At 36.3% G+C, this 26143-nt stretch carries 21 protein-coding genes and 1 pseudogene; 4 read left to right on the top strand and 18 right to left on the bottom strand.

Annotated features, from left to right (window positions below):
• Positions 1-122 precede the first annotated feature (122 nt).
• Positions 123-1613 (bottom strand): FAD-dependent oxidoreductase, encoded by a 1491-nt coding sequence (locus tag H3R25_RS00350; protein ID WP_198193751.1) that lies wholly within the window; start codon positions 1611-1613, stop codon positions 123-125.
• 11 nt (positions 1614-1624) lie between these two features.
• Positions 1625-2896, bottom strand: a complete 1272-nt coding sequence (locus H3R25_RS00345) for an SLC13 family permease (RefSeq protein ID WP_198193749.1) — start codon at positions 2894-2896, stop codon at positions 1625-1627.
• Positions 2897-3073: 177 nt separating this feature from the next.
• Here H3R25_RS00345 and H3R25_RS00340 point away from each other — a divergent pair, with 177 nt between their 5' ends.
• Together H3R25_RS00340 and H3R25_RS00335 are read left to right on the top strand one after the other, a co-directional pair.
• Complete coding sequence (locus H3R25_RS00340) at positions 3074-3991, top strand: LysR family transcriptional regulator (protein WP_198193747.1); 918 nt, start codon at positions 3074-3076, stop codon at positions 3989-3991.
• Positions 3992-4062: 71 nt separating this feature from the next.
• Positions 4063-5406 (top strand): annotated as a pseudogene (locus H3R25_RS00335) (IS3 family transposase).
• Positions 5407-5469: 63 nt separating this feature from the next.
• Here H3R25_RS00335 and H3R25_RS00330 read toward each other — a convergent pair.
• From H3R25_RS00330 to H3R25_RS00270, 13 genes are all read right to left on the bottom strand, one after another.
• Positions 5470-6003 (bottom strand): ClbS/DfsB family four-helix bundle protein, encoded by a 534-nt coding sequence (locus H3R25_RS00330; RefSeq protein WP_198193745.1) that lies wholly within the window; start codon positions 6001-6003, stop codon positions 5470-5472.
• 91 nt (positions 6004-6094) lie between these two features.
• Positions 6095-6994, bottom strand: coding sequence for an ABC transporter ATP-binding protein (locus H3R25_RS00325; RefSeq protein ID WP_187157637.1), 900 nt, complete (start codon positions 6992-6994; stop codon positions 6095-6097).
• Positions 6984-8063, bottom strand: a complete 1080-nt coding sequence (locus H3R25_RS00320; protein WP_198193743.1) for an ABC transporter ATP-binding protein — start codon at positions 8061-8063, stop codon at positions 6984-6986. Before H3R25_RS00320 ends, H3R25_RS00325 begins: the two co-directional genes overlap by 11 nt.
• Before the next feature lie 8 nt (positions 8064-8071).
• The gene (locus H3R25_RS00315) at positions 8072-8980 is read right to left on the bottom strand and encodes an ABC transporter permease (protein WP_074425665.1); all 909 of its coding nucleotides are present in this window, start codon (positions 8978-8980) and stop codon (positions 8072-8074) included.
• 1 nt (position 8981) lies between these two features.
• Entirely contained in the window at positions 8982-9914 is a 933-nt protein-coding gene (locus H3R25_RS00310) for an ABC transporter permease (RefSeq protein ID WP_198182967.1), read from the bottom strand.
• A 68-nt stretch (positions 9915-9982) separates the two neighbouring features.
• Positions 9983-11605, bottom strand: a complete 1623-nt coding sequence (locus H3R25_RS00305) for a peptide ABC transporter substrate-binding protein (RefSeq protein WP_198193741.1) — start codon at positions 11603-11605, stop codon at positions 9983-9985.
• Between the two features lie 287 nt (positions 11606-11892).
• Positions 11893-13515 (bottom strand): peptide ABC transporter substrate-binding protein, encoded by a 1623-nt coding sequence (locus tag H3R25_RS00300; protein ID WP_198193739.1) that lies wholly within the window; start codon positions 13513-13515, stop codon positions 11893-11895.
• 15 nt (positions 13516-13530) lie between these two features.
• Positions 13531-14346, bottom strand: coding sequence for a PfkB family carbohydrate kinase (locus H3R25_RS00295; RefSeq protein WP_198193737.1), 816 nt, complete (start codon positions 14344-14346; stop codon positions 13531-13533).
• A gap of 10 nt (positions 14347-14356) precedes the next feature.
• A complete protein-coding gene (locus H3R25_RS00290; RefSeq protein WP_198193735.1) occupies positions 14357-15334 on the bottom strand; it encodes an SIS domain-containing protein in 978 nt (325 codons plus the stop codon).
• A 216-nt stretch (positions 15335-15550) separates the two neighbouring features.
• Positions 15551-16204: an amino acid ABC transporter permease gene (locus H3R25_RS00285; RefSeq protein WP_046306301.1), complete on the bottom strand. Its 654-nt coding sequence runs from the start codon at positions 16202-16204 to the stop codon at positions 15551-15553.
• A gap of 16 nt (positions 16205-16220) precedes the next feature.
• Complete coding sequence (locus H3R25_RS00280; protein WP_198193733.1) at positions 16221-16859, bottom strand: amino acid ABC transporter permease; 639 nt, start codon at positions 16857-16859, stop codon at positions 16221-16223.
• Positions 16856-17671: a glutamate ABC transporter substrate-binding protein gene (locus tag H3R25_RS00275; protein WP_046306296.1), complete on the bottom strand. Its 816-nt coding sequence runs from the start codon at positions 17669-17671 to the stop codon at positions 16856-16858. The genes H3R25_RS00280 and H3R25_RS00275 overlap by 4 nt, the downstream gene beginning before the upstream one ends.
• An 11-nt stretch (positions 17672-17682) precedes the next feature.
• Positions 17683-18420 carry an amino acid ABC transporter ATP-binding protein gene (locus tag H3R25_RS00270; RefSeq protein WP_046306293.1) on the bottom strand — a complete coding sequence of 246 codons (738 nt, stop codon included), beginning with the start codon at positions 18418-18420 and terminating at the stop codon, positions 17683-17685.
• Positions 18421-18749: 329 nt separating this feature from the next.
• On the opposite strand from H3R25_RS00270, the gene H3R25_RS00265 reads away from it, so the two are divergent.
• Positions 18750-19193 carry a GAF domain-containing protein gene (locus tag H3R25_RS00265; protein WP_198193731.1) on the top strand — a complete coding sequence of 148 codons (444 nt, stop codon included), beginning with the start codon at positions 18750-18752 and terminating at the stop codon, positions 19191-19193.
• An 89-nt stretch (positions 19194-19282) separates the two neighbouring features.
• Here H3R25_RS00265 and H3R25_RS00260 read toward each other — a convergent pair whose 3' ends face one another.
• The 3 genes from H3R25_RS00260 to H3R25_RS00250 form a co-directional block, all read right to left on the bottom strand.
• Positions 19283-21952, bottom strand: coding sequence for a calcium-translocating P-type ATPase, PMCA-type (locus tag H3R25_RS00260; RefSeq protein WP_198193729.1), 2670 nt, complete (start codon positions 21950-21952; stop codon positions 19283-19285).
• Positions 21953-22130: 178 nt separating this feature from the next.
• A complete protein-coding gene (locus H3R25_RS00255; protein ID WP_074425675.1) occupies positions 22131-23303 on the bottom strand; it encodes a nucleoside transporter C-terminal domain-containing protein in 1173 nt (390 codons plus the stop codon).
• A 10-nt stretch (positions 23304-23313) separates the two neighbouring features.
• The gene (locus tag H3R25_RS00250; protein ID WP_198193722.1) at positions 23314-24507 is read right to left on the bottom strand and encodes a metallophosphoesterase; all 1194 of its coding nucleotides are present in this window, start codon (positions 24505-24507) and stop codon (positions 23314-23316) included.
• Between the two features lie 207 nt (positions 24508-24714).
• On the opposite strand from H3R25_RS00250, the gene H3R25_RS00245 reads away from it, so the two are divergent.
• Positions 24715-26076, top strand: a complete 1362-nt coding sequence (locus H3R25_RS00245) for a PTS transporter subunit EIIC (protein WP_052726756.1) — start codon at positions 24715-24717, stop codon at positions 26074-26076.
• Positions 26077-26143 lie beyond the last annotated feature (67 nt).

Genomic DNA, 26143 nt, shown 5'->3' with positions numbered 1-26143 from the left:
TTACTAAATTAAAATTGAAATAACAAACACTAAGTTTGATTATAGCTTCATCTAAACATAAAAATAAGTTTCAAAAATTGACTATTTTTGAAACTTATTTCTTTATATATGTTAAGAAAAACTTACTTTGTGATATACTTCCCAGCTAATCTTCCAAAAGTCTGAGCATGACTGCATGTAAGACCTGGCACTCTATCTTCATATGCTCCCCAGAAAAATCCACCTGAACAGTTTCCAGCAGCATATAATCCATCAATCGGATCCCCAGATTCATCTAAAACTTGCATATGATCATTAATATGAAGTCCATCTAGGGTCGACAACAATATACCGCTAAACCATGCACCATAATATGGTGCCCCTTCAACCGGAATTAATCGTGATTTTTCTTTACCGTAGTCTTCATCAATTCCCTTGTTAGCCAATTTATTATATCTTTCTACTGTTTTTTCCAACTGTTCTGCTGGCAAATGTAACTTATTAGCTAGTTCCTCAATTGAATCGGCAGTTTGTACTAACCCTTCTTCTATTTTTTCATTATTTTGTTCTATTCTTCCCTCAATTTCTTTATTTCCAGGCCAGCCAACTCTCGAGCATCCCAAAGTATGAAATTCTTTCAGATGCTTCATTGTTTCTTCATTCCAAATCAATACTTCAATGTTTCCTGGTTGATGCATCAGTGCATTCATGTCGAATTGGTATGGTGCACTTTCATTAAAGAATCTTTCACCTTTCAGATTAACCTTTAGGAAAGGAAATGATCCAATATTATACTGATGATTCCGCCAATCTTTTAAATATGTGTCTTTAGTATTAGTTCCTACTGGAATTGCACCTCGATCAAAAATAATTGAAGCAGATTCATCATCTTTAACAGCTCCAACTTCCATTGCTGCAATAATTCCTGAACCATCATCGCGAGGACTCTGAGTATAGCAGCATTTTTTTAGAACTGTTGGATTCCACTTTTGAAGCAAAGCTTCGTTTGCTCCGTATCCTCCAGTACATAATATGACACCTTTAGAAGTCATGATTGTTGAAATTTTATTTGTTTTAGTATTTTTTACTTCAAGTCCTATAATTTTATTGGTCGAATCAGTTATTAAATGCTCAAGTTTTGTATTAAACTTGAAATCTACTCCCAATTTTTCAGCATATTCGATAATATAATTCCCATAATTTTTATCATCAGACTTATTGTCAGCAGTAACGTGGTGTTCAGTTGGAAAAGCAGTATTAATCAAAGTTTCATAATGAGCATCAGGTTCACTATATAAATGATCGCCTTTAGGCTTTAGAACTTTTTCTTCTAACCAATCCATTGCTTCACCAGAATTATTAACCCAGGCCCAGATTAAAGATTGATCAACATTATCCTGTGTAAATGTTGTCAAATATTGTACCAATTCATTTTTGTCGATATGTACACCTGCCTTTTTTTGAGCTTTTGTGTTAACGCCGCCAAGCCAATGACGGTATAAATGCTCTACAGTACTTGTCTTATCAATGACTAAAACTTTTGCACCTTGCTCAGCTGCTGAAGCAGCAGCAAAGCCACCAGCATTAGATCCACCAACTACAATTACGTCATAATCATTTTTTATATTGTCCATTTTTTATCTCCTTAAAGTGGGTACATTAATTGAGTAACAAAACATCCTAAAACACATAAAATGAGAGCAAGCGGTAACCCGCATTTCAAAAAGTCATTTAACTTATAGCCACCTGTATCCATTATAAGTGGTAAGCTATGCCCTCCTATTGGCGTTAAAAAGCTAAATGCACTAGCTGTCGACGCTGCCAATACAGCTCCTCTGGGGTCCAAGCCCATTTTTAGACATGTAAGAGTCCACAATGGAACAAGAATTGATACTGCAGCTAAACCACCAATTAGATTAGCAATTACAATAGCTACTAAGAAAAATAGCCCCATCATTAGATACGGATTAGTGATGTTTTTGGCAACACCTGCCATAGCATTACCAACCATGTTTCCTGCTCCTGTTGCTTGTAAGGCATCAGCTAGCCCCAACATACCTGCTATTAGTAAAATGATGTTTAGATTTAAAGCATTCAGTGCTTCTTTATTACTTAAAACACCTGTCAAAACCAGAAGAACTGCTCCAGCAACTGCAATAATATAAGATTGGACTCCAATATATGATGAAAAAACCATCAATATAATAGTTAAAGAACTAATTGCTATACCTAAAGCATTCTTTTCCTTGGACAGTGCTTCAGCTTTTGAATCATCTGAAACTGTGGACTTTAGCCTACTATTTTCAATATTTGGTAACAGTTTTGGTCCTATAAATGTCATATATAAAATTACAACTAACAAAAAAGGAATTCTTGCAATCAAAAAATCATTTATATTAACTGGGGCCTTTGCTCCCAATTTCATCATTACACTTGACCAAGACATATTTAAGGCACCAACACCCAAGAACCACGCACCGGCCGCTGAAACAGCTGTGACTTCAAAGGGGTATAGTATTTTACTTCTCGATAATTTTATATCATCACAAATCCCACAAAGAATTGGTAACATAATTACTAAAGCTATTGTGCCGTTAGAAACGATGGCTAGTATTGCTGCAATTAAACAAGTAAAAAAAGTTAATAAATTTGGCTTGTCCTTGAATCGTTCAACAAGCTGAGCAGCTTTCGTAATAATAGTTGTTTTTTGAATAGCTTTGCCAATAACGAACATCGCTGCGAATAAAATGACCGAAGTATTAGTTATATTTCCAAAAGCCTTTTCTGGTGGCAATATTTTAAATATGACTAAAGAAAACATCACTAAAACACCAATTAAAGAAATGGGTATTTTGCCAGAAATAAATGCTATAATTACCGCTAACAAAATTAATAGCGTTATAACCATAGGACTCATATTCTTCCTCCTAATTTTTAAAAATAATATTTTTATAATCTTTCATACATCTACTTAACGCTTTTATATCATCCTTTCGTCTCCTTGTTTTCGCTTACATTATTGAGTTTAGCATCATAAAAAGTGTATGATTAAAGGTAAAAAGAATAGATATATTGATATTTGGAATAGAAAAAAATGAATTCTACTCAAGTTAACTGCTTTATTTCATTAGGAAAAACTCTAAATTTCACACAAACGGCAAAAGACCTTTATCTGTCTCAACCAACCGTTTCTAAGAATATTCACAATTTAGAAAAAGAGATCGGTATTAAGTTGATATTTCATGATCATAGAAAAATCTGCTTGACTGATGAAGGGAAACTTTTTTACCAAACGCTTATAAACGTGGATAACGAAATTACTACTGCTATTAAGGAAATGTATCAAAATAAGACTCAAAGGCAGCGTACTATTTCAATCGGATATTCTGGGCTTCCGTTCGAAAAACAATTTTTGCCAATTTTTATTCAGTTAATGAATGAAAAGAGGAAGTGGAAAATAGAACTCCGAGCAATTAATATTAGTGAATCGGACACTATTAAACTTCTAGACAACCAAGAAATTGACTATATGATTTATCAATCTGATTTTTTCAAAGATCCAAACTATTCTTTCTCTCCAATGCTACGTGCAGGCTTTTCAGTCATTATTCGTCGCGACAGCCCCTTACAAAAATATAAAAGAATTCCCTTGAAAGCATTATGCAGTACAAAAATATATTTGTGGGATGGTGGTGTACCGCTCCAATCAGTTGCACTACTCAAAAAAGCGATAGAAGATAATAATTCTTCCACTACTCCCTCAATAGAAATCATTCATAAAGTTTCTTTAGCTGCCATGCTCGTTCAGGCAAAATCAGGAATTGCTATAGTTCCGAGCTTTGTTTATGACAATAGAAATACTGACGTCTATTATCGTTTTTTAGATTGGGACCATTACACATCATATGGGTTAGGCTACTTAAAAGAGAAGCAAGAGGACCTTGATCATTCAGAAGTTACCATAAATATGCAAAAAGCCATCAAACTAATTAAAAAAAGATGGACTAATTAGCCCATCCAATAATAGATATATAAAAACCGCTAGCCAAAGTTGATATGACTCCCAAATTTAGGAGTATTATTATGGCTAAATTATCTAAGCAAGACAAAATTGAAATCTTTAATCTTTGGCAAAACTATCAGGTTGGAGCCACTGAATTGAGTCGCCGCTATCAGGTTTATCCGTCTACTATTAATTATCTTTTAGCCCTCATTAATCGTCATGGTATAGCTATTCTTGACCGACCATATACAAGTTATTCAATTGCGTTTAAGGAGCAGGCCATTAGACGGGTGCTGGTTAAAAGCAAGCGATTTATCAAGTGGCACTAGATTTAGGTTTAAAAAGTTATGGCATGTTGTCCAATTGGCTACGCGAATACCGTAAAAATGGGTATAATATCGTTAACCACAAGAAAGAACGACCACCTCATGCCCAAACAAAATCCGGAAATCGAACGGTTAAAGCAAGAAATCCAGCGCTTACGCCAGCAGAACTTAAAGCTGACTATCGAGAACGAATTTGTAAAAAATTGAGCGTCTTAGTCGACCAGCGGATCAAGAACCGCAAGCCCCGGAAATAGCCCAGGTAGTTACTCAACTAAGACATGAGCTTAAAGTCAGTGTAGCTTTTATTCTTGGTACCATTAATGCCAATCCGAATCTATCTGGTAGTACTTACTACTACACTTTAAAGAAGGACAAAGATCGGGTTAATCGAGAAATAATGGCTGAAATCAGAGCTATTTATGAAGAATACAAGCACCGCTATGGCTATCGCCGTATTACTGTAGAACTTAGGCGTCGTGGTTTATTAGTCAACCATAAAAAGGTGCAGCGCCTAATGAATAAAATGAAACTGTTTGGTATAGTCAGTAAACGCTGGCACAAATATAACAGTTATCGCGGTACCCAAGGTCCGATTAAGCCTGACCTGATTAAACGTAACTTTAGTGCGGTTTATCCCAATCACAAATGGTATTCAGATATAACTGAGTTTAAGCTCAATGGGCAAAAGACCTATTTATCACCGATCATTGATGGGTGTACCCAAGAGATTATTTCCTACACTATTTCTCGTGGTCCTAATCTTAAGCAGACAATGGACATGTTAAACCAGGCTTGGCACAAATACCCAGCCTTGAATGGCTTAATCTTCCATACAGATCAGGGCTGGCAATATCAGAATTACAGATTTCAGGCATGGCTCAAAAATCATGGTATTAGCCAATCAATGTCACGCAACGACAACTCACTTGATGATGGATTAATGGAAGGCTTCTTCGGCATACTTAAACGAGAAATGTTTTATGGGTTTGAAAAGCAGTTTAAGAATCTCAATGAACTAGAAGATGCAATCAGAAAAGAATCAAAATCAAACTAAAAGGACTAACTCCGATTGAATATCGGGAGTTAGTCCTCAGTTAGCAGCTAATATAAAGTGTCCTAATTTTAGGGTTCACATCAAGTGCTAACGGTTTTTTCGCTATCTTATTTTAAAGACCTCTTATATTTTCTTAGCTTCTTCAAAGCCCATTCATAGTGACTAGAAGTATTGGCAATAAAATATGTACCTAGAGCATTATTGCCTGTCCATGAGAAAACATTCTTTTGGAATAGTTCATCATTGGTATAGGAGTCAATTAAAGCCATTGTTTTCTTATGACTTTGAGCAAGTAGTTCTTCCATTTCTTCAAGAGAAATTGATTGGTCTTTCTTCCAAAACTCTTGGTTCATTTCGCCATAATTACGCCAATTATAGCCCTCAGGTAAATATTCTTTTGGTTTGCCAGCTTGATTACTATCAATCCAGTCAATTAATAATTTTTGCCATTCATATAAATGAGCTAATACGTCTCTAACGTTGCGGTCGCGTTTCCAATGTGCTTCTTTTAACTTACTAGTATCAAAATCAAAGTCAGCTGTACGTGCCTCTTCAGGTAATGAAGCAATTAAATCAACTATTTTTTGATACGCTGTATTACTTGCTTCAATTAAATCAGTTTTATTTGTTGGTCGTGCCATTGATAAACTCTCCTATAAACTTGTTTTACGTTTCGACCAGCCAAGTATAATTAAATAAGTAAACTTTTGCAATTGTTATTTAACAGTGCTTCTACGACCATGAGCCATCATCCAAAACCATGTGTCCGTTGCCAAGATCAACCATCGTCTTGTTTACATATTGATGCCGATGTGCATGATAATCAGACAATTGCTTTTTCTGCTCAGCAATCGGATCTGTAATCGGAATTGCGGTCAACAAACTCTTAGTATAGGGATGCTTCGGGTGATCAAAGATTTCATCTGTAGGACCTGACTCAACGATGTGACCTAAGTGAATAACGCCAATGTGACTTGAAATGTGCTTAACCATTGCCAAATCATGCGCAATAAATAGCATCGCACTTCCAGTTTCTTCTTGAATATGTTGCAGCAAGTTAACAACCTGAGCTTGAACAGAAACGTCAAGGGCTGAAATTGCTTCATCGGCAATAATTAAGCGGGGCTGCATAATAACAACACGTGCGATGCCGACTCTTTGTCTCTGCCCACCAGATAGTTCTTGTGGGTAACGGTTGATAAAAGAGCTATCAAGACCAACGACTTTTAGCATTTTAAGAACGCGCTCTTGCTTTTCCTCTTTACTTAATTCTGGATAGTGGATATCGAGGCCAAGCTTTATAATGTCGCCAACTTTTTTCCTTGGATTTAACGATGACATCGGATCTTGAAAGATCATCTGCATATCTTTACGTAACTTTGAAGTACGTTTTTTATCTAAAGTGCCACCTATCTGTTCACCTTCAAAAATTACTTCACCGTATGTTGGTTTGTAAAGTCTGATAATTGAACGACCAATTGTCGTTTTCCCACTACCAGATTCACCAACAAGGCCAAAAGTTTCACCGCTAGCAATATTAAAAGAAACATCATCAACGGCTTTAACTACTTTTTTCTTCCCAATTGGAAAATACTGTTTTAAATGGTGTACTTCAAGAATATTATTCGCCATCAGTTTCAGCTTCTTTCTTCATTTTTTCAATTCTCCTTTTAAGTACCGTCGGTATTTCTACTTTAGGTGCTCTTTTATCGAGAAGCCAAGTAGCAGCATAATGATGATCATTAACTTCAAACATTGGAGGTTGTTCTTTAAAGTCAATATTTAATGCATACTTGTTTCGTGGTGCAAAAGCATCACCAACAACTGGTTGGGTTAAATCTGGAATTGTCCCAGCAATTGTTGGCAACTCTTTAACCGCTTCATTTACATCAGGTACTGATTCAAGTAGACCCCAAGTGTATGGGTGACGCGGATCAAAGAAAACATCTTCAGTCGTACCAGTTTCGACAATCTTACCAGCATACATAACATTAACATTAGTAGCAATATTGGCCACAACACCAAGGTTATGTGTAATAAAAATCACTGATAACTTACGGCTTTTTTGAATGTCCTTAATCAAATTTAGAATTTTAGCTTGAATTGTAACATCAAGGCCTGTTGTCGGTTCATCACAAATCAATAAACTAGGATTCCCCGACAATGCAATCGCAATAACAATTCTTTGCCGCATCCCTCCTGACAGTTGATGTGGATACTGTTTCTTTACCACGTCAGCATTTTGAATTCCTACTGTCTCAATTAATTCTAGAACACGTTTATTTAATTGTTCCTTATTAATTTTGGGATTCGATGCTTTTACTGCCTCAGCAATCTGCTTTTCAATTTTCATTGTTGGATCAAGTGAAGTCATTGGATCTTGAAAGACCATGGCAATTTCCTTACCCTTAATCTGACTTTGGACTTCTTTGGGACTTATCTTTAAAAGGTCAACTGTCTTTTGTCCATTTTCAGTTTGGTAGGTAAAGTTAATTTCACCTGATTTAATTACTTGATTGGCTTCCTTTTCACCCATAATCGGTTTAACGCTAGCAGATTTACCACAACCAGATTCACCAACTAAAGCAACAGTTTCCCCTTTATTTACCTTGTAGTTAATCCCTCTAACTGCTTGTACATCACCGTGTTCGGTATGATACTCAACTTGTAAGTTTTTTATTTCTAGAACTGTTTCAGTCATGGTTTCACCTAGCTTCCTTCAATCGCATCACGTAAGCCATCAGCAATGATATTGAAACTTAACATGATTAAGGCCAAAAATAGGACTGGGAAGAATACCATGTAAGGATAAACGATCGCCTGCGTATAACCATCATTAATCATCGTTCCCAATGAAGCTAGTGGAGCAGGAACACCTAAACCAATAAAGGCCAAAAATGCTTCCAAAAAGATTGCATTTGGAATTGACAGCATGAAAGTTGTAATAATCTGACCAAGTGTGTTGGGCAAAATTTGCGAGAAAATAATCTTAAAATTAGATTCCCCCATTGTTCTGGCCGACAAAACATATTCACGCGACTTCAATTCAAGTACTTGAGCCCGAACTATTCTACTCATGTTAATCCAACCAACAATCATCATCGCCGTAATAATACTAATTAGCCCTGGTTTCATTACCAAAACTAAAAGCGTAACGATAATAATCATTGGAATTGTACTTAAAATTTCAGTAATTCGTTGCATGAATAAATCAATCTTGCCGCCAAAGTATCCTGAAATAAGTCCGTAGCTCGTCCCTATTACTAAGTCGATAGCCATCGCAACCAAGGCAACTCGTAATGAAACGGAGGTTCCGGCTGCTACCCTAACAAAAATATCTCTCCCTAAATTGTCTGTACCAAACCAATGGCCATTTGTACCTGGAGCTAAATTTGATTGATTTGGATAAGGTGTAGTTGGAGAAAACTGGCTAAAATGCGGTGCCAAAAAGGCAATTAACGTAATAATAACCAGTACCACAACACTGACAACTGCTCCCTTATTTCTTAAAAAGCGATGCCAAATTAATTGACCATATGAATATGATTTACCCGAATAATGGTCCTCGACTTCGGGATTTTGGGCAAATTCAAAATCATTATTTTTATTATCTGTCATCTTATTCACCCTCATCTAATCTAATCCGTGGATCAATTAAACCGTATAAAATGTCAACAACTAGCATGATACCAATGAACAAAACTGCGTAGAAAAATGTGATTCCTAAAACAACATTGTAATCATTAGCTTGAATTGCACTGATGTACAAAGTACCTAAGCCAGGAATAGCAAAGGCTTTTTCAATAACCATACTACCAGCAATTAAATCGATCATTAATGGTGCTAACACAGTAATTACGGAAATCAAAGTGTTCCTAATTACATGGTGCATAATTAATTGATACTTCTTAATTCCCTTTGAATCTGCTAATCGATAATAGTCTGAATCCATAATCGTAATCATGTCATTACGGACATATCGTTCGATACTTGCCATTGTAAATGTACTCAATGCAATTGTTGGCAAAATACTTGAAACAAATGGTTGAGTTTGTTGGTAAGTTCCAGGTAAAACCATTAATTTGTATGAGAAGATTAGCGAGATAATCAAGGCCACAACGAAGTTGGGTAAACTAATTCCTAATACCGAGATTCCTGTCATTAGGTTATCCCAGATGGTGCCTTTTTTAACTGCTGCAAGAACACCCATAAAGAAACCAATAATTGAGCCTAATACAGTTGCTTGTAAACCAATTTGTAATGAAATCTTGAAGTGTTGAAAAATCATTGTTGTTACCGGAGTGTTTACTTGAACTGTGTATGAAACACCAAAGTCACCAGTAATCATATTTTTCAAATAATTAAAGAACTGTAGCCAAATCGGTCCATCTAGCCCGTATTTACGGTAAAGGGCAGCAACTTGAGCGTGTGACATTTTTTCATCATTAAATGGAGAACCTGGCATTGCCTTTTCCATTACAAATAAAATTAATGTAATTAAGAATAAGGTTACTACCGCGATTAAAAGTCTTTTCAAGACATATTTCTTCAAGTTCTTCCCTCACTTTCATCTAATCAAACAGAGCTGAGATTAAATCCCAGTTCTATTTGTTTTCTAATTTATTTTATATATACATATTTAAAGACTAGTGGAACACCAGAGATATGCATTGGCATATCTTTAATGTTTGTTCGTCTTAAGACTGGTGCACCTGCTTGATATAATGGTGGACAAGCTGCGCTATCAACTAAAATATTATTTGCTTTTAATAGTAGTTGATATCTCTTAGAAAGATCAGTTTCTTTGTTTGCTTGTGCAATCAAACGATCGTATTCCGGATCTGACCATTTCGCATAGTTGCTAGCGTTACCAGTAACATACATATTTAATACTGCTGATATATCACCATAGTCTGGTGCCCAACGAGAAATACCTGCATCAAAGTTAGATTTGGCCATTTTATCTAACCTAGTTTTCTTTGAAACCTGCTGTAAGTTTACCTTCATTCCAGGTAAGTTTTTCTCAACTTGAGCTTTAATATAAGCAGCAACATTTGAATATGACGGATCACTATCATCATAAAGCAAAGTGAATGATCTTAATTTAGTTTCTGATTTAGCCTTATTCCAATACTTTTTAGCGTCAGCTGGGGAATAATGTGATAAATTAGCTGTTGATTCATCAGCAAAGTCTTTACCAGTTTTGGGATTTTTGCCAAGTTTTCTCATTACCATCGAATGAACAGGAACTGAACCATCTTTCAAAATATGAGTAGTAATTTCTTTCCTATTAAGGCTAACTGAAATTGCTTTACGCAAATTAGCATTATTTATGCCAGGTTCTTTCATATTAAATATTAAGTAGTGGTTGAAGTTGCTAATCTCATCAACAAAGTTCTTATCTTTATGATATTTTGAAACCAGTTGCCCACTCAGACGTACATAGTCAGCATTACCGTTCTCAAAAGCAATCGCTGCTTTTTCTGGATCGGTTATTACATCAAGCTTAATTTCTTTAACCTTAACATTTTTAGCGTCCCAGTATTTTGGATTCTTTACAAGCTGTACTGTATTGTCTCCTAGCTTCCAGTCTTTAATTTTATATGGTCCTGTTGCAATCACGTGACTTGAATCTTGACCAAATTTTTTACCTGTTTTTTCAAAATACTTTTGATTAACAGGAGCAAATGGTGCAAATGCTAAAATTCTGCTCAAAAACGGAACCGGATGATCAAGTTCAACAACCAAAGTCTTGGGGCCGGTAGCTCTCACACCTAAATCACTTGTAGGCTTCTTACCTAGAGTAATTGCATCAGCATTTTTAATTCCCGCAGCACCTAGTTCAAAGTTATATGGTGACGCATTTTTAGGATCTGAAAATCTCCGCCAACCAAATACAAAATCGTTAGCTGTCACTGGATCACCATTTGACCACTTAGCATCTTCACGAATTGTAAATGTTTTTGTCAAACCGTGATTACTTGTTTTAACTTTGGATGCTAATCCAAATTGTGGCTTATCATGTGCATCCATTGTATATAAGCCTTCAGTTGTGTTAGCTACGGTAACGATAGCTGACTCTTGATATGCTACTGCGGGATCCAGAGAATCAACAGGAGTATTTTCTACCACCGTAATTTTACTTTGATTTTGTGTGCCTGAATTCGAACTCTTCTGACAACCAGTCAGTAACATTCCAACGCAGGCAATTGCAGTTGAAACGATTGCTGCACTTCTTTTCATAAATTTCACTCTTTTCTAAATGCTTCGAACTAGGGAGAATTACTTAAAACCAAATGACTTTAATTTGATCAGTTTCAAAGAAATAAAGATCTCTTTTAAATCTACCCAAGATCTTAGTAATTGTTCAGCGCCTTATATGATAAGATAATAAGATATTTTTAATCTGTCAACCTTATTTCTTAAAATAATTTAATATATTTATTATATTAGTTGGTGAGAACTAATTATCTCGATCATATTTTGTGAGTAAAAAAGAGGCCTAGGCCTCTTTTTTACAGTCATTCAATTTACTTAATCGATGCATACTTGAAGAAGTATGGAACACCTGCAATATGCATTGGTAAGTCTTGGATGTTAGCTCTCTTTAAGACTGGAGCACCATTTTGGTACAATGGCGGACAAGAAGCACTATCAATTAAAATATTATTTGCCTTTAGTAAAAGTTGATATCTTTTAGCTTGATCTGTTGTCTTGTTTGACTCTGCCATTAACTTATCAAATTCAGAGTTAGCCCATTTACCGTAGTTACTATCATTCTTACTTTGGTACATACTTAAAATTGCTGTTGGATCAGCATAATCTGGCCCCCAACGTGTAAGTGTAACGTCGTAAGTTGCTTTTGACATTTTATCAAGTCTAGTCTTCTTGGAAACTTGTTGTAAATCAACTTTCATTCCTGGAAGATTCTTTTCAACTTGTGCCTTCACATATGCGGCAACGTTAGCGTAAGCAGGATCACTATCATCATACAATAAGGTTATTGATCTTAAGTCAGTCTTGGACTTAGCTTTGTTCCAGTACTTCTTTGCATCAGCAGCTGAGTACTCTGACAAATCAGTCGTAGACTCATCGGCAAAGTCCTTACCATTTGAAGGATTCTTGACTAAATCTTTCATTACCATTGAATGAACTGGAATAGAACCGTCTTTCAAAATGTGTTTGGTAATTTCCTTACGATTAATGCTACTAGAAATTGCCTTACGTAAGTCCTCGTTATCAAGACCAGGCTTCTTTACATTGAACATAAGGTATTGGGTAAAATTACCAACTTCATTTTCGTAGTTTTTATCCTTACGGTACTTAGGAACAAGTTGTCCGCTAAGGTGAACATAATCAGCACTACCGTTTTCAAAAGCAATGGCTGCTTTTTCAGGATCAATAATCACATCAAGTTTTACTTCGTTAAGCTTAACGTTTTTAGCATCCCAATATTTTGCGTTTTTCACTAATTGGATACTGTTATCACCAAGCTTCCAGTCCTTAATCTTATATGGACCTGAAGCAATCAAGTGATCTGAATCTTGAGCGAATTCCTTACCTGCTTTTTCGAAGTACTTTTGGTTGACTGGTGCAAAGTCACTAAATGCAAGCAGCTTGTTCATATAAGGTACTACATGATCTAATTCAACAACTAAAGTCTTTTCACTTGTAGCTTTAACGCCTAATGAATTAACAGGTTTCTTTCCTGCAACGATGTCATCAGCATTTTTAATTCCAGCTGCACCTGGTTGGAAGTTGAAAGCTGAGGCGTTCTTAGGATTAGCCAAGCGGCGCCATGCGAAGACAAAATCATTTGCTGTAATTGGATCGCCGTTTGACCACTTAGCATCTTCACGAATCGTAAAGGTCTTCGTCAAACCATGATTACTTGTCTTCACGCTTGAAGCCAAACCAAGCTGAGGCTTATCGTTTGCATCAATTGTATAAAGACCCTCAGTTGTGTTGGCTACAACTACAGACGAGCTGTTTGAATAGGCCAAGATTGGATCTAGCGAATCCACTGGGGCATTTTGTACAACTGTAATTTTATCTTGCTTTTTTGAACTAGAATTGCCTTTGTTCTGACAACCAGTTAACAGCATACCGAAGCATGCAACGGCTGCTGTAGCAAGTACTGCACCTTTTTTCATGTTCATCACTCTTTTCTAAAAAGATTTCTGGTGACCAAAGCCGCCAGATAATTGACAGGTAACTGCAGCGTTTTTGCTTGCAGCTTCTGCCGCTAATACTAAATTATTCTTATCTAAGTAAGAAACTAGAAAACCAGCAATAAAACTGTCACCTGCACCCATCGTGTCGACAACTTTTATTTTTTGCGGTTCTTGGTAATAAGATTCTTGTGAAGTTAACAAAAATGCGGGTTTTTCTCCCCTTGTAATAACAATAACTTCTGGACCTAAGGTTAAATATTTTTTGGCAAATTCTACAGCTTGGTCATCACTCATTTCAGACCCAGAGAAAAATGCAAAATCAACATTAGGAAGTGTCTTTTTAAAGTAGTCCTTATCCCGAGAAATAGAAAAGTCAAAGGAAACTTTTACTCGTTTATGTAATTCTGGTAGATACTCATCAATTCCAGAATCAATTCCTGCATGAATAACGTCGAAGCCATCGATTGTTGTAAAGTCATCAGGAGTTAATCGTAAGTTTAATAAGTGTAAGCCTGAGTTCTTCGGGCCTGCTTCAAAGGTTCGATCGCCCTCAGCAGTTAGGAAAACTCGTGGCTGCGCCGTAGGAGCATAAACTTTACGACAGTTAACTAATTCAACCTGCTCTTCTTTTAGTGCTTCTTCAATATGGCTAGCACGATCGTCATTACCTAAAATGCCGAGATAAGCAGAAACTTCTGCTCCAGCTTTTTTTGCATCAACAGCAACATTGACGCAATTTCCACCAGGAAAATAAATTCTCTGCTTAACATAGGTGTCAGCTACATTATCTCCAATTGAAATTATCTTCATTGGACTAACACTAATAATCTAAGTGCCACATGTAACGACGAGCTTCTAGAGAATGACCTCTTTCATATGAAAAACCTTCAGCAAGTTGACGGAAGACCACACCTGAAAGAATCTGTGAATAATATTCTTTAAAATCGTCATCAATTTCATGCATATCAAAGTCTGCATTATCAATTACATAAACTTTGTCACTGTGCTTCTTAGCAAAATCAACCGCACGTTGGTCCATCTTGCGAGTAACACCCATTCCTTCACAGATAATGAAAGGAACATCAAAGTCGGTAATTTCAAATGGACCATGGAAGTATTCAGCTGAGTCAATGCAGCTACTGTTAATCCATTGCATTTCTTGGAGCCAGCATGCTGAAAATGAGTATGTCTCACCCAAGTTAATACCTGAACCAATTGCATAAATCAACTTTTCACGCTTTAACTCACTAGTCCACTTCTTAGTTGTATCACCGAATTGCTGACGAGTTCTTTCAGCAATTGCTTCCAAGTCGTCAAGTGCTTTCAAGCCCTTGTCATACTTAGCATCACCAGTCACAGCCTTTAACAGACCAAAAATAAAGCCATAAAGTACACCGGTGTTTAAATCAGAAGCGTCTGTACCTTTTCCCCAACTGTAATGCAAAGTATAGTCAGAGTTCTTCTCCAAGTCTGAATCAGGTGTGAAGGCAATTCCAATTGTTAAAGCGCCTTTTTCTTTAGCAAATTTGGCAGCTTCATTAGTTTCTGGAGTACTACCTGAGTGAGAACAAGTTACAACTACACTATGCTCGCCCAAGTCATGAGGATCACGTGTGGTAAATTCACGTGATGGCAAAATAGTTGCAGGAATGTCGCACTCGCGGTTAATAATGTACTCTGCTGGTTGCATGAAAGCCATTGAACCACCACATGCCGCAAAATAAATATGATTGATGCCGTCAATCTTTTGACAGGCTTTAATCGCATTTGTTATTTCGTCTTGATATTGTTTCTTCATTGTTTACCTCTTATCTATTAATTGTTATATGATGTTATATAATAAGATAAGTGTATATTTTTAATCTGTCAATACTTTTTCTAAAAAAAATCTAATTAATTGTTTATTTATAATCGGATACTCAGTCATAAAAAGCTTTATATCAGCAAAAACACACAAAAAAAGGATTTCACAGTGTGAAATCCTTTTTAAGAAAATAAATCAAAATATTTAATTTTAAGTCAAATGTTTTCCAATTACGTTGCCAATCACTGAAAGTGTAAAGCAGACGATGAAGTATAGTACTGCTAAAGCAGCAAACATTGGCAAAATATAATTAGAATTTTGTCCATAAATAACTTGTGCATGCTGCATCATTTCTGGAACAACGATAATTGTTGCTAACGAAGTATCCTTAATTAGCGAAACGAATTGACTAATAATTGTTGGAATCATGTTCTTATATGCCTGTGGCAATACAACATGCCATAATGCTTGAACAAAGGACATTCCCGTTGATCTTGCACCTTCCATTTGTCCGGTAGAAACTGATTGAATTCCTGAACGAACAATTTCTGCAATCATGCTTGATTCAAAGACCGTCATTGCAATAACTGCTGCTGGAATCGTTTCTGGTCTCAACCCAAAGTTTGGCAAGCCAAAGTAGGTAAAGAAGATAATCAAAAGTAACGGCACGTTACGAATAATATCAATTATAAAACCAACGATTTTTGAAACAAACTTGATTTTTGAATATCTAATAATTCCCAAAATTGAGCCAATAATGAAACTCAAAATAACTGAAATTACTGAAATATAGATAGTAACCCAAAGGCCCATTAATAGAAAGTGCACGTTTAGCCATGAAAAGGCGCTAATCCAATTTTGCATTTCACTGAACCTCCTCTCAGGCTAATTTCTTTTCCAAATACTGCATGTAGTAGCTAAGTGGTAATGTAATAATTAAATACAAAACCCCAACTACTAAATAGCTGTTAATCTGGTCAAAAGTAGTCGAAGCAATTGAGTTTGCTTGATACATCAAATCAAATCCTGCAACAAAGGCAAGAACCGATGAGTTTTTGACTAAGTTAACAAACTGGTTTCCAAGTGGTGGAATAACGATCTTGAATGCTTGTGGCAAAATAATGTAACGCATTGCTTGCCAATAAGTCATACCTGTAGAACGAGCACCCTCCATTTGTCCACCAGAAACAGATTGGATACCTGAACGAATCGTTTCAGCAATAAATGCAGAAGTATAAAGCGTTAAACCAATTGTTCCTGCAGTAAAACCATTAATCTTCATCACATATTTTGGAATAACAAGATAGAAGAACATCGTAATTACCAGCAGTGGAATGTTACGCAATATTTCTACGTAAGCACGTCCAATGAAGCGAGCTATTTTACTAGGAACAACTTCCATAATTGCAAATACAGTTCCTATAATCAAACTGAAGAATAATGCAATCACACTTGAAAGTATCGTCCAGCCTAAACCAACAAATAATTGACCACTAAATCTTGTAAAAATATCAATCATCGGCGATACAGCTCCTTATACTTAAATCCTGGAACATCGCCAAACCACTTTTTGATTAAGCGGTTGTATTCACCATCGTGCTGCATCTCAAGAACTGCCTTGTCAACAGCCTTAGTAAATCCGGTTTGTCCCTTATTAACCGCAACACCATAAGGTTCAACGGTGAAAGTTCCACCACGAACTTCATAGCCTGGGTTCTGAACTGCTAACCCAAATAAGATACCATTATCAGTAGTCAAAGCATCACCTTGACCTGATTTCAATGCATTCATAGCTTGAGCATAATCTTGTAGTTCAATCACTTTTGCCTTAGGAGCTATCTTTTTAATGTTGTCCACTGAATTAGCACCAACTACCCCAATAACAGTCTTACCATTTAAATCTTTGGCACTTTTAATTGAGGAATTTTTAGCAACTAATATTGACTGACCGGCATCAAAGTATGAGTGTGAAAATGAAATAATCTTTTTACGCTCTGGAGTAATCGTCATCGTAGCAATTATTGCATCGACATTACCATTCTTCAAAAGCGGTATTCTTGATTGTGACGTGGTTGTGACAAATTCTGCCTTGCCTTTAGGTCCTAAGATACGCTTAGTAATTGCCTTGGCCATGTCAACATCAAAACCTTTTTGTTGACCATCGCGGACATCAATCAAGCCAAAAAGTTTAACATCACCTTTAACGCCCCAAGTAATCGTATTAGACTCTTTAACATTATCTAAAACAGATTGATCACTTAGGCTCTTACCACATCCAGTTAGCATCAATACACATGCTAGTAAAGGAAGCAACCAAAATTTCTTTTTCATAATCGGCCTCCTTAGTGAGAGATGATCTTACTCAAGAATTGTTGTGCCCGTACTGTCTTAGGTTGTTCAAAGAAACTTGCGCTATTCTCATCTTCAACAATTTGACCTTGGTCCATGAAGATAACTCGGTTGGCAACCTCTTTAGCAAAGCCCATTTCGTGGGTAACAATCAAGGATGTCATTCCGCTCTCATTTGTAACTTTCTTAATAACTTGCAAAACATCATCAATCATTTCTGGGTCAAGCGCACTAGTTGGTTCATCGTAAAGAATAAGCTTAGGACGCATGGCCAATGTTCGAGCAATGGCAACACGCTGTTTTTGACCACCTGAAATTTGTGAAGGCATATTGTGTGCCCATTTTTCCAGACCAACCATTTCGAGCAGTTCCATTGCTCGTTTTTTGTTTTCTTCTTCTGGAATATGGCTAACAATTCTTGGTGCCAACATAATATTTTCAAGTACATCTTTATTTTTGTACAGGTTGAAGTGCTGGAAAACCATCCCAACATCACTTCGAAGAATGTTAAGGTTAGTCTTTGGATCAGACAAATCATGACCGTTAACAATCAATTGACCTTTTTGGATTGTTTCAAGGCCGTTCACGGTACGTACTAAAGTACTCTTACCTGAACCTGATGGTCCAATTAAAACCACCGTCTCCCCTTCATCAATTTCCAAATTAATGTCGTGCAGTGCATGAAAATGGCCATAATATTTTTGCACGTCATGGAACTCTATCATCGACATTGTTATCGCCCCTTTCATTATCTTGCAATAAAATAAGTCATTGAGACCATTTTACTATAGCCGTTAAGATTTTTAAAAATTATACACCTTTTTTAATGAAAATTTATACATTTTTGTAATTTATTTCTTACAAATCACAAAGTTTCTTAGGTACCAAATCATTGTTAAATCTTATATTAGCAATGATTTTAGCGCTACCACACATTTCATTATAGCTTTTTTATAACGGCTTGTTCAATCTTACACATTTGAAATCAAAAAGTAAATACTTTGTTTGACTTTTAAAAATCACCCTCTTAGTTTAGACTTAGTCAAAAAGGAGAAAGCTAATGGACAAACTTGAACGTTATCAACTGCTACTTAAACAAGCACAAAGCCTACTTGAAGATGAGCACGATTTGATCGCCAATATGAGTAATATCAGTGCCCTTCTGTTTAATAATTTGCCTGATGTCAGCTACGCTGGTTTTTATCGTTATCAAAATAACGAATTAATTTTGGGACCTTTTCAGGGTCCTGTTGCATGCATGCACATTGCAATAGGCAAAGGTGTTTGCGGTACAGCCGCAAAAGCAAGAGAAACGCAAATTGTCCCTGATGTTCATAAATTCGCTGGCCATATTGCTTGCGATGCTGCTACCAATTCAGAAATCGTCATTCCAATCATGAAAAATGAAGTTTTGATTGCCGTCTTAGACCTTGATAGCAAGAACTTCGCACGTTTTGACGATATTGATTCCGAATACCTAACTAAAATTGCTAACTGTATTTAAACTAGCTTTTTAAAATTAATAAATGCAAAAAAACTGGTAAACTACTGCTTCTATAGCGTAATTTACCAGTTTTTTAGTTATTATTTTGACTATTTTTGACCTGCTTGACGTTGGAAGAATTTAACAATTTCAACAATGATAATCATACAAGTTCCTGCACCTAAGACAATTAACCATTGCATGCCATTTAATTCAGTAACATCAAAGAACTTAGTCATAAATGGTAGTTCTACCGCGGCCATTACTATTGCTGAAATAAGGATAGCCCAGTTAAACCATTTATTTGTAAGTGTATGCTTAGAAAAGATTGATTGATGGATATATTTTGAGTTAATCGCATGGAATAATTGGATTAATCCTAAAGTCAAGAATGCCATAGTCAATGCATCCGCATGCTGTAAGTTAGCACTGTTAACATGAGGACCAAATTTCAAGCCTAATTGATAAGTTGCTAAAACTAAAATACCTTCCAAAATTCCTTGGTAGACGATTGAACTAGAAACGCCACCACTAAAGAAATTGGATTTCCGACCACGTGGTGCCCTCTTCATGATACCTTTTTCCACTGGTTCAAGTCCAAGTGCAATAGCTGGTAATGTATCAGTAACAAGGTTAATCCAAAGAAGTTGAACGGGTGCTAGAATGTCCCAGCCAAGCATTGTCATCATAAACACTGTCAAAACTTCACCAACATTACAACTCATCAAGTACAGAATTGCCTTTTGAATATTGCTGAAAACTTTACGACCTTGCTTAACAGCTTCAACGATTGTGGCAAAGTTATCGTCGGCCAAAATCATATCGCTAGCACCCTTGGAAACTTCAGTACCTGTAATCCCCATACCAATACCAATATCGGCTTGCTTCAAACTAGGAGCGTCATTAACACCATCACCTGTCATCGCAACAATTTTGCCACGTGCTTGCCATGCCTTAACAATTCGAACCTTGTGCTCTGGCGAAACACGAGCATAAACGCTGTAATCAGGTACATGTTCTTGCAAGTATTCATCGCTAACCTCATCAAGTTGAGCACCAGTAACCACACGTTCATCTTGGCCTGGTTTTAGAATTCCAAGTCGCTCAGCGATTGCTTGTGCAGTCACTTGGAAGTCTCCAGTAATCATAACTGTTCTGATTCCTGCATCATGTGCTTCTGCGATTGCTTTTTTAGCTTCAGGTCTTTCTGGATCGATCATTCCAACCAAACCGACAAAAATCAAATCTTGTTCAACGTTATCAGTTGAAGGAGCATCGTATAGCTGATCAACTGTCTTATACGCTAAACCTAAGACTCTTAAGGCTCTTTTTGCCATTTTTTGGTTAGAAAGTAAAATTTCTTCTTTTTGTTCAGCAGAAATCGCTTCTACCTTGCCATTAATTTCGATTTTAGTGACTCGTTTAAGTAATTGGTCAGGTGCTCCCTTAACAGCAACAAAATATTGTCCACCATTTTCATTAACCGTACTCATTAACTTACGGCCAGAATCAAAGGGAACTTCTTGAACCCGTTTGTGCTGGTCAAGTAGCTGATGAACATCAATCTTTTGATCTAAGGCATATTGAATAAGTGCAGTCTCAGTTGGATCTCCCAACAATCTATTTGTGTCATCAAGCTTAGAGTCGTTAGCTAAAACCATTGACAACAACGTAGGGTTATCTTCAGAAATCTTCTGGTCTGCTTGATGAGCTTCATTGTCATAGTAGACCTGCTCAACTGTCATCTTATTTTGAGTTAATGTACCAGTTTTATCTGAACAGATAATATCAGTTGCACCCAAAGTTTCAACTGCAGGTAATTTACGCACAATCGAATTGTGCTTAGCCATTACTTGCGTTCCCAGCGCCAAAATGATGGTAACAATTGCAGGTAGTCCTTCTGGGATTGCCGCAACTGCTAACGAAACAGCAACTAAGAACATATCAATTGCTAATTTTTGTGTTGGCTCTGTACCCTGCTTGGTAAAGAAACCGACAACGAAAACAACCGCACAAATCAGCAAGATCATAATTGTTAATGTCTTACCTAATTGGTTAAGGTTGCGCTTAAGTGGTGTATCCGTTTCATCGGTATTATTAAGCATGGTGGCAATTTTACCGACCTCAGTATTCATTCCAATTTCAGTGACAATTCCTTCACCACGACCATAGGTAACGTTGGTGTTGGCAAACGCCATATTATCCTGATCGGCTAAAGCAACTTTATCCTCATCAATTTGGTCGTGCTCTTTATCAACTGGTACTGATTCCCCAGTTAATGCGGACTCCTCAATCTTCAAGCTTTCAGCGATTGTCAAACGCAAGTCTGCGGGAACGACATCTCCAGCTTCAAGTAAAACAATATCGCCTTGCACTAATTCAGTACTTGGAATCTCAACCACTTGCCCATTCCTTCGCACATGCGCATTCGGCGTGGCCATTTTTTTCAGAGCATTAATTGCTTCTTCAGAACGAGTTTCTTGGAAGACACCTAAAACAGCGTTCAGGATAACAACAACCATGATAATCGCAGCGTCTGTCCACTCTTGAGCGACAAAACCAGATAAAAGCGCAGCAATGATCAAAACAATAATCATAAAGTCTTTAAATTGTGCAATAAAGCGTTGCAACATACTGGTTTTCTTCTTACCAGCAAGACTATTAGGACCATATTTTTCCTGAAGCTGCTTTACTTGCTCCGAATTTAAACCATTTTCACAAGATGTTGAAAGCTCTTTTTCAATATCTTTAATTGTTTGATTATAAAAATTTTGGGGCATTTTTTCCTCCTAAAAATAAAAAAGAGACTTATATGTTTAACACACACAAGTCTCACTAATTAAGATAAGTCCAGAAGTATATCTTCGGTTGTTGGGCTTATCGCAGGTAATTGCTGTTACTCCCTTATGATGTTTTTATTATAAATAAAAATCTTCAGATTAACAAGGAGAAAGCTAATTAAAATGAATAAAATAGACCAGCCAATGCCCCATTAAGAATGCTGACTGCTGTTGCCACCAAAAATAGTCTTAATGCATGACTTGCAATAGCTTCACCATGCTCTTCGTCAACCATTGTATGCATGATACCCAGGGTAGTACCCAAGTTTGGTAAGTTAGCAAAAGAAATCAAGAAAACACTAACAATTGCTTGCGTCTTAAGCGGAACTGCGTGCATATTAATTTGGTTTATTGCGACAAAGATATTGGTAAATGCTTTGGTAGCCAGAACTGTACCAGCACTAACAATTGAATGTGGATCTACTCCCATGATAAAAGCTACAGGAGCACAAACATAACCAATTAAGGCCGTTAAGGTTTTACCACAAACTGATTTGAAAATAATGTTGACAAAAGTAATTAACGAAACAAAACCAATAATTGAGATTGAAATGTTAATTGCCAGTTTAAATCCAAGGTTCATGCTGTCAATCAAGCGCGTAATCAATGACTTTTGATTAGTGTTCTTAGTCGAAATTTCATAATTAACTTGCGAAATATCGTATGGTGCAACTATTTTAGCAACAATAATCGAAGTGAAGAGGTTAAGTATCAAAGCAACAATAATAAATTCAGATTTAATAATATGCATATATGAAGCAATCATTGTTACTGTAGTATTTGATAAAGTATAAATTGATAGTGTAAATAATTGATTTGGTGACATGTCTTTCATTTGATCCTTAAAAGGAACAAAAACACCATTACTTACAAAAGGATAACTTAAAATCGTAAACGCATTAATTTCATCAATATGGAACAGCTTTTTCAGAACTTTACCAACATATTTAATAATAAAAGGTAAAATACGCAAATACTGCAACAATTCAATCAGTGCACAAATAAAAATCAATGGTAATAAGACATTTAAGAAAAATTGTGAAGTAGCACCAGGATTTTTTAAATCACCGAAAACGAAGTTTACACCCTTACTACTAGACTGACTGATAATGTTTAAACTACCGGATAATCCCTTAATGATCCAATTACCAATTGTTGTCTTTAAAATCAAAAACAGGATTACTAATTCTGTTACAAAAAGATAAATAAGTGATTTGTAGTCGATGTGCTTGCGATCAAAACTTACCAGATAAAGTAGACCCAACACTATAATAATTCCAATTACTCCCATTACTTTCTCCCTAATTGCGCTGCGTTAAATAGTATGAATATTCATCAAAAATATTATCAACAAATTGGTCCGTCAACCGATATTCTGGTACTTCATAAGAATTCGTCAGAACCAAAAAATCGTGAGCATTAGAATCATAATTTTCTTGCTTAAGAGCCCAATCTTGTTGGCTGAAAACCTGATATTCGGACGAAGTCAGGCGATAAATTCTAACACCATATGGAATGGTAAAAGAATCTATTACTTGCTGCCTAGTTTTCCCTTTTAAGCTAATAAAAATTCCTAAATGCTCGCGAGCAAATTTTTGTTTTAAAAACTCTACTAAATGACTGAGATCAAAATCTTCTGCAAGCCAATTTTGATAATCTTCTTCTGAATAAAAATCGCCTGTTTTGGCTGGCAGAGTCTCAGTTAAGACGATTTCTTCTTGACGTTTTACAATTTTATTTTGATCATTAAAGTCAAACGTCATGTGACCAAAGCAATTACCTCGGTATCCACCTTGAACAACAAGGGTATCACCTATTTGACCATGATTAATACGATGCTGGTGACCACAGCTAAAACCATCAATGCCTGGTGTTTGCGATACTAATTTAAAAGTTTCATCCTCACCCGTTGCATAGTTAGTTTCAGCGTGTGTCTTCAAATCCCGTTCAATTCCACCGTGATAGCCGACTAAAATTAAATCGACTTGCTCACGCAAAGCTGCTACCTGTTTTTGTAATTCAGGTAATGCTTCCTTAACAACTACTCCCGTGGTTACATCAAAGTCACTGATCATTGACATTCTACTTGTCAGTAAGCCGATTACTCCCACTTTGATTCCATCAATTTCTTTAATGGTAGACGGTGAAAAAATCCAATTTCCCTCTTCATCAAAAACATTACAACAAACATAGTCAGCATTTAAATGGCTAACCTGACTCTTTAAATAATTCAATCCATGATCAAAATCATGGTTTCCAGGTACCATGACATCAAACCCGACTTTATTGGCATAATCTACCATTGGAGATACTTGCATCTGATCACAAAAATAAGTGGTCAAAGGGTTGCCAACAAAGAAGTCTCCACTATCCATTAACAGAGAGTTAGGATATTTTTCCTTTATTCCTTGCAACGCCAAGGCAGGTGGCTGCCCCTCATTAGAAATAAAGCCATGGATATCTGTCGTAGTTAACACATTTACTAGTTTATTCACTGTTTCCTCCTTTTTTAAATTTGTTAAAAATTACCAACAATTTAATTTTATACTAAAGGATTTATAAATGGCAATATACTTCTAAAATGTTCTTTTTAAGTTCATTGACAATTACTATAAAGTTAAATTATAATATTGCTTATTTTTTAAAATATAATGAGATAATTTAAAAGTTGTTCTCATTAATTTTTATAAGTGGGAGAATGTATGAATAATATTAATGGTGAATCAGAGGCAATTTTAAAATATGTTGGCGGACCAGATAACGTCAATAATTTGGTCCATTGCGTAACTAGATTGCGCTTTGACTTAAAAGACGATAGTAAAGTCGATAAAGACAAATTGAATTCCTTGCCTTGCGTTTTAAGTGTCGTTAAAAGTGGCGGTCAAGAGCAGGTCGTAATTGGTACTAATGTGGCAGATTATTATGACGTCATTCAGAAAAAACTGAGTGATCACAAGACAGCTAACTCTAAAGAAGAAAAAACAGATAAAAAGGCTAAGTTGTCAATAACTAAAACTATTTCCGGGGCTTTTATGCCACTTCTTTCAGTAATGGCTGGCGCCGGAATGGTAAAGGCTGTTCTAACAGTTTTAGCTAATTTGCATTGGTTATCTGAAACTAGTACAGCCTATCTTGTCTTATCTGCAGCTGGGAATTCAGTCTTTTACTTTCTACCTATTTTTGTCGGCATTACTTTAGCCAAAGAATTTAAAGCAGACCCATTCGTCGGTGGTGCCTTGGGGGCGGCACTGTTAGAACCAAATTTCACTCAGCTGGTTGGAAAGCACGGTCTTAGTCTTTTTGGCATGCCATTAGACGCAATTGACTATTCCACCACAGTATTCCCAATTTTTGTCATTATCGGGGTTTACGTTTTACTTGACCGCTTATTGAAAAAGATTATTCCACAACAAATTCAGATTTTCCTAAATTCAATGATTTGTTTAATTATCTTAGTACCAGCAACCGTACTAATTTTTGGTCCATTTGGTGACACTGTTGGTAAATGGATTTCAGCTATTATCATGTGGCTATTCGGTAAAAGCAGATTAGTTGCCGGCTTGCTGCTAGGCATGGTCTATCCTTTCTTAACCGTACTTGGTTTACACTGGGGCCTAGTGCCAATCACATTGCAAAACCTCAAAATGTACGGTGGTGATGTAATTGGTGGTGTGGCAGTTGCAGCCGTTTGGGCACAAATCGGTGTTTCCCTCGGTATCTTTTTATACAGTTTGCTCAAAAAGAAAGATGCCAAACTCAAGGGACTATCAGGATCTGTTACAATTACAGGTATTTTTGCCGGTGTAACTGAACCGATTTTGTACGGTTTAATTATGCCCTCAAAGAGATTAATGATCATCACAGCAATTGCAGGTGGAATTGGTGGTGCCATTAATGCCTCACTTCACGTAGTTGTTCGAGCATTCCAAATTGACAACATTTTCTCAATCTTGATGCTAATGTATAAGCCAATTGGCTTTATGATTTTAGGCTCCGCAATATCTCTAATTACGGCAGCAATATTAACCTTCTTTTGGGGAATCAATCCAAAAGATCAACAATAATTTTCAAAGCAAAAAACGTGGTTCCGATTGGAATCACGTTTTTATTTATAAGTAAAATGAGATGTAC

Source organism: Lactobacillus sp. M0390 (genome assembly GCF_016102085.1).
GTDB lineage: Bacteria > Bacillota > Bacilli > Lactobacillales > Lactobacillaceae > Lactobacillus > Lactobacillus apis.
Note: the sequence above shows the minus strand (reverse complement) of the source record. Positions and strands in the feature narration are given on the sequence as shown.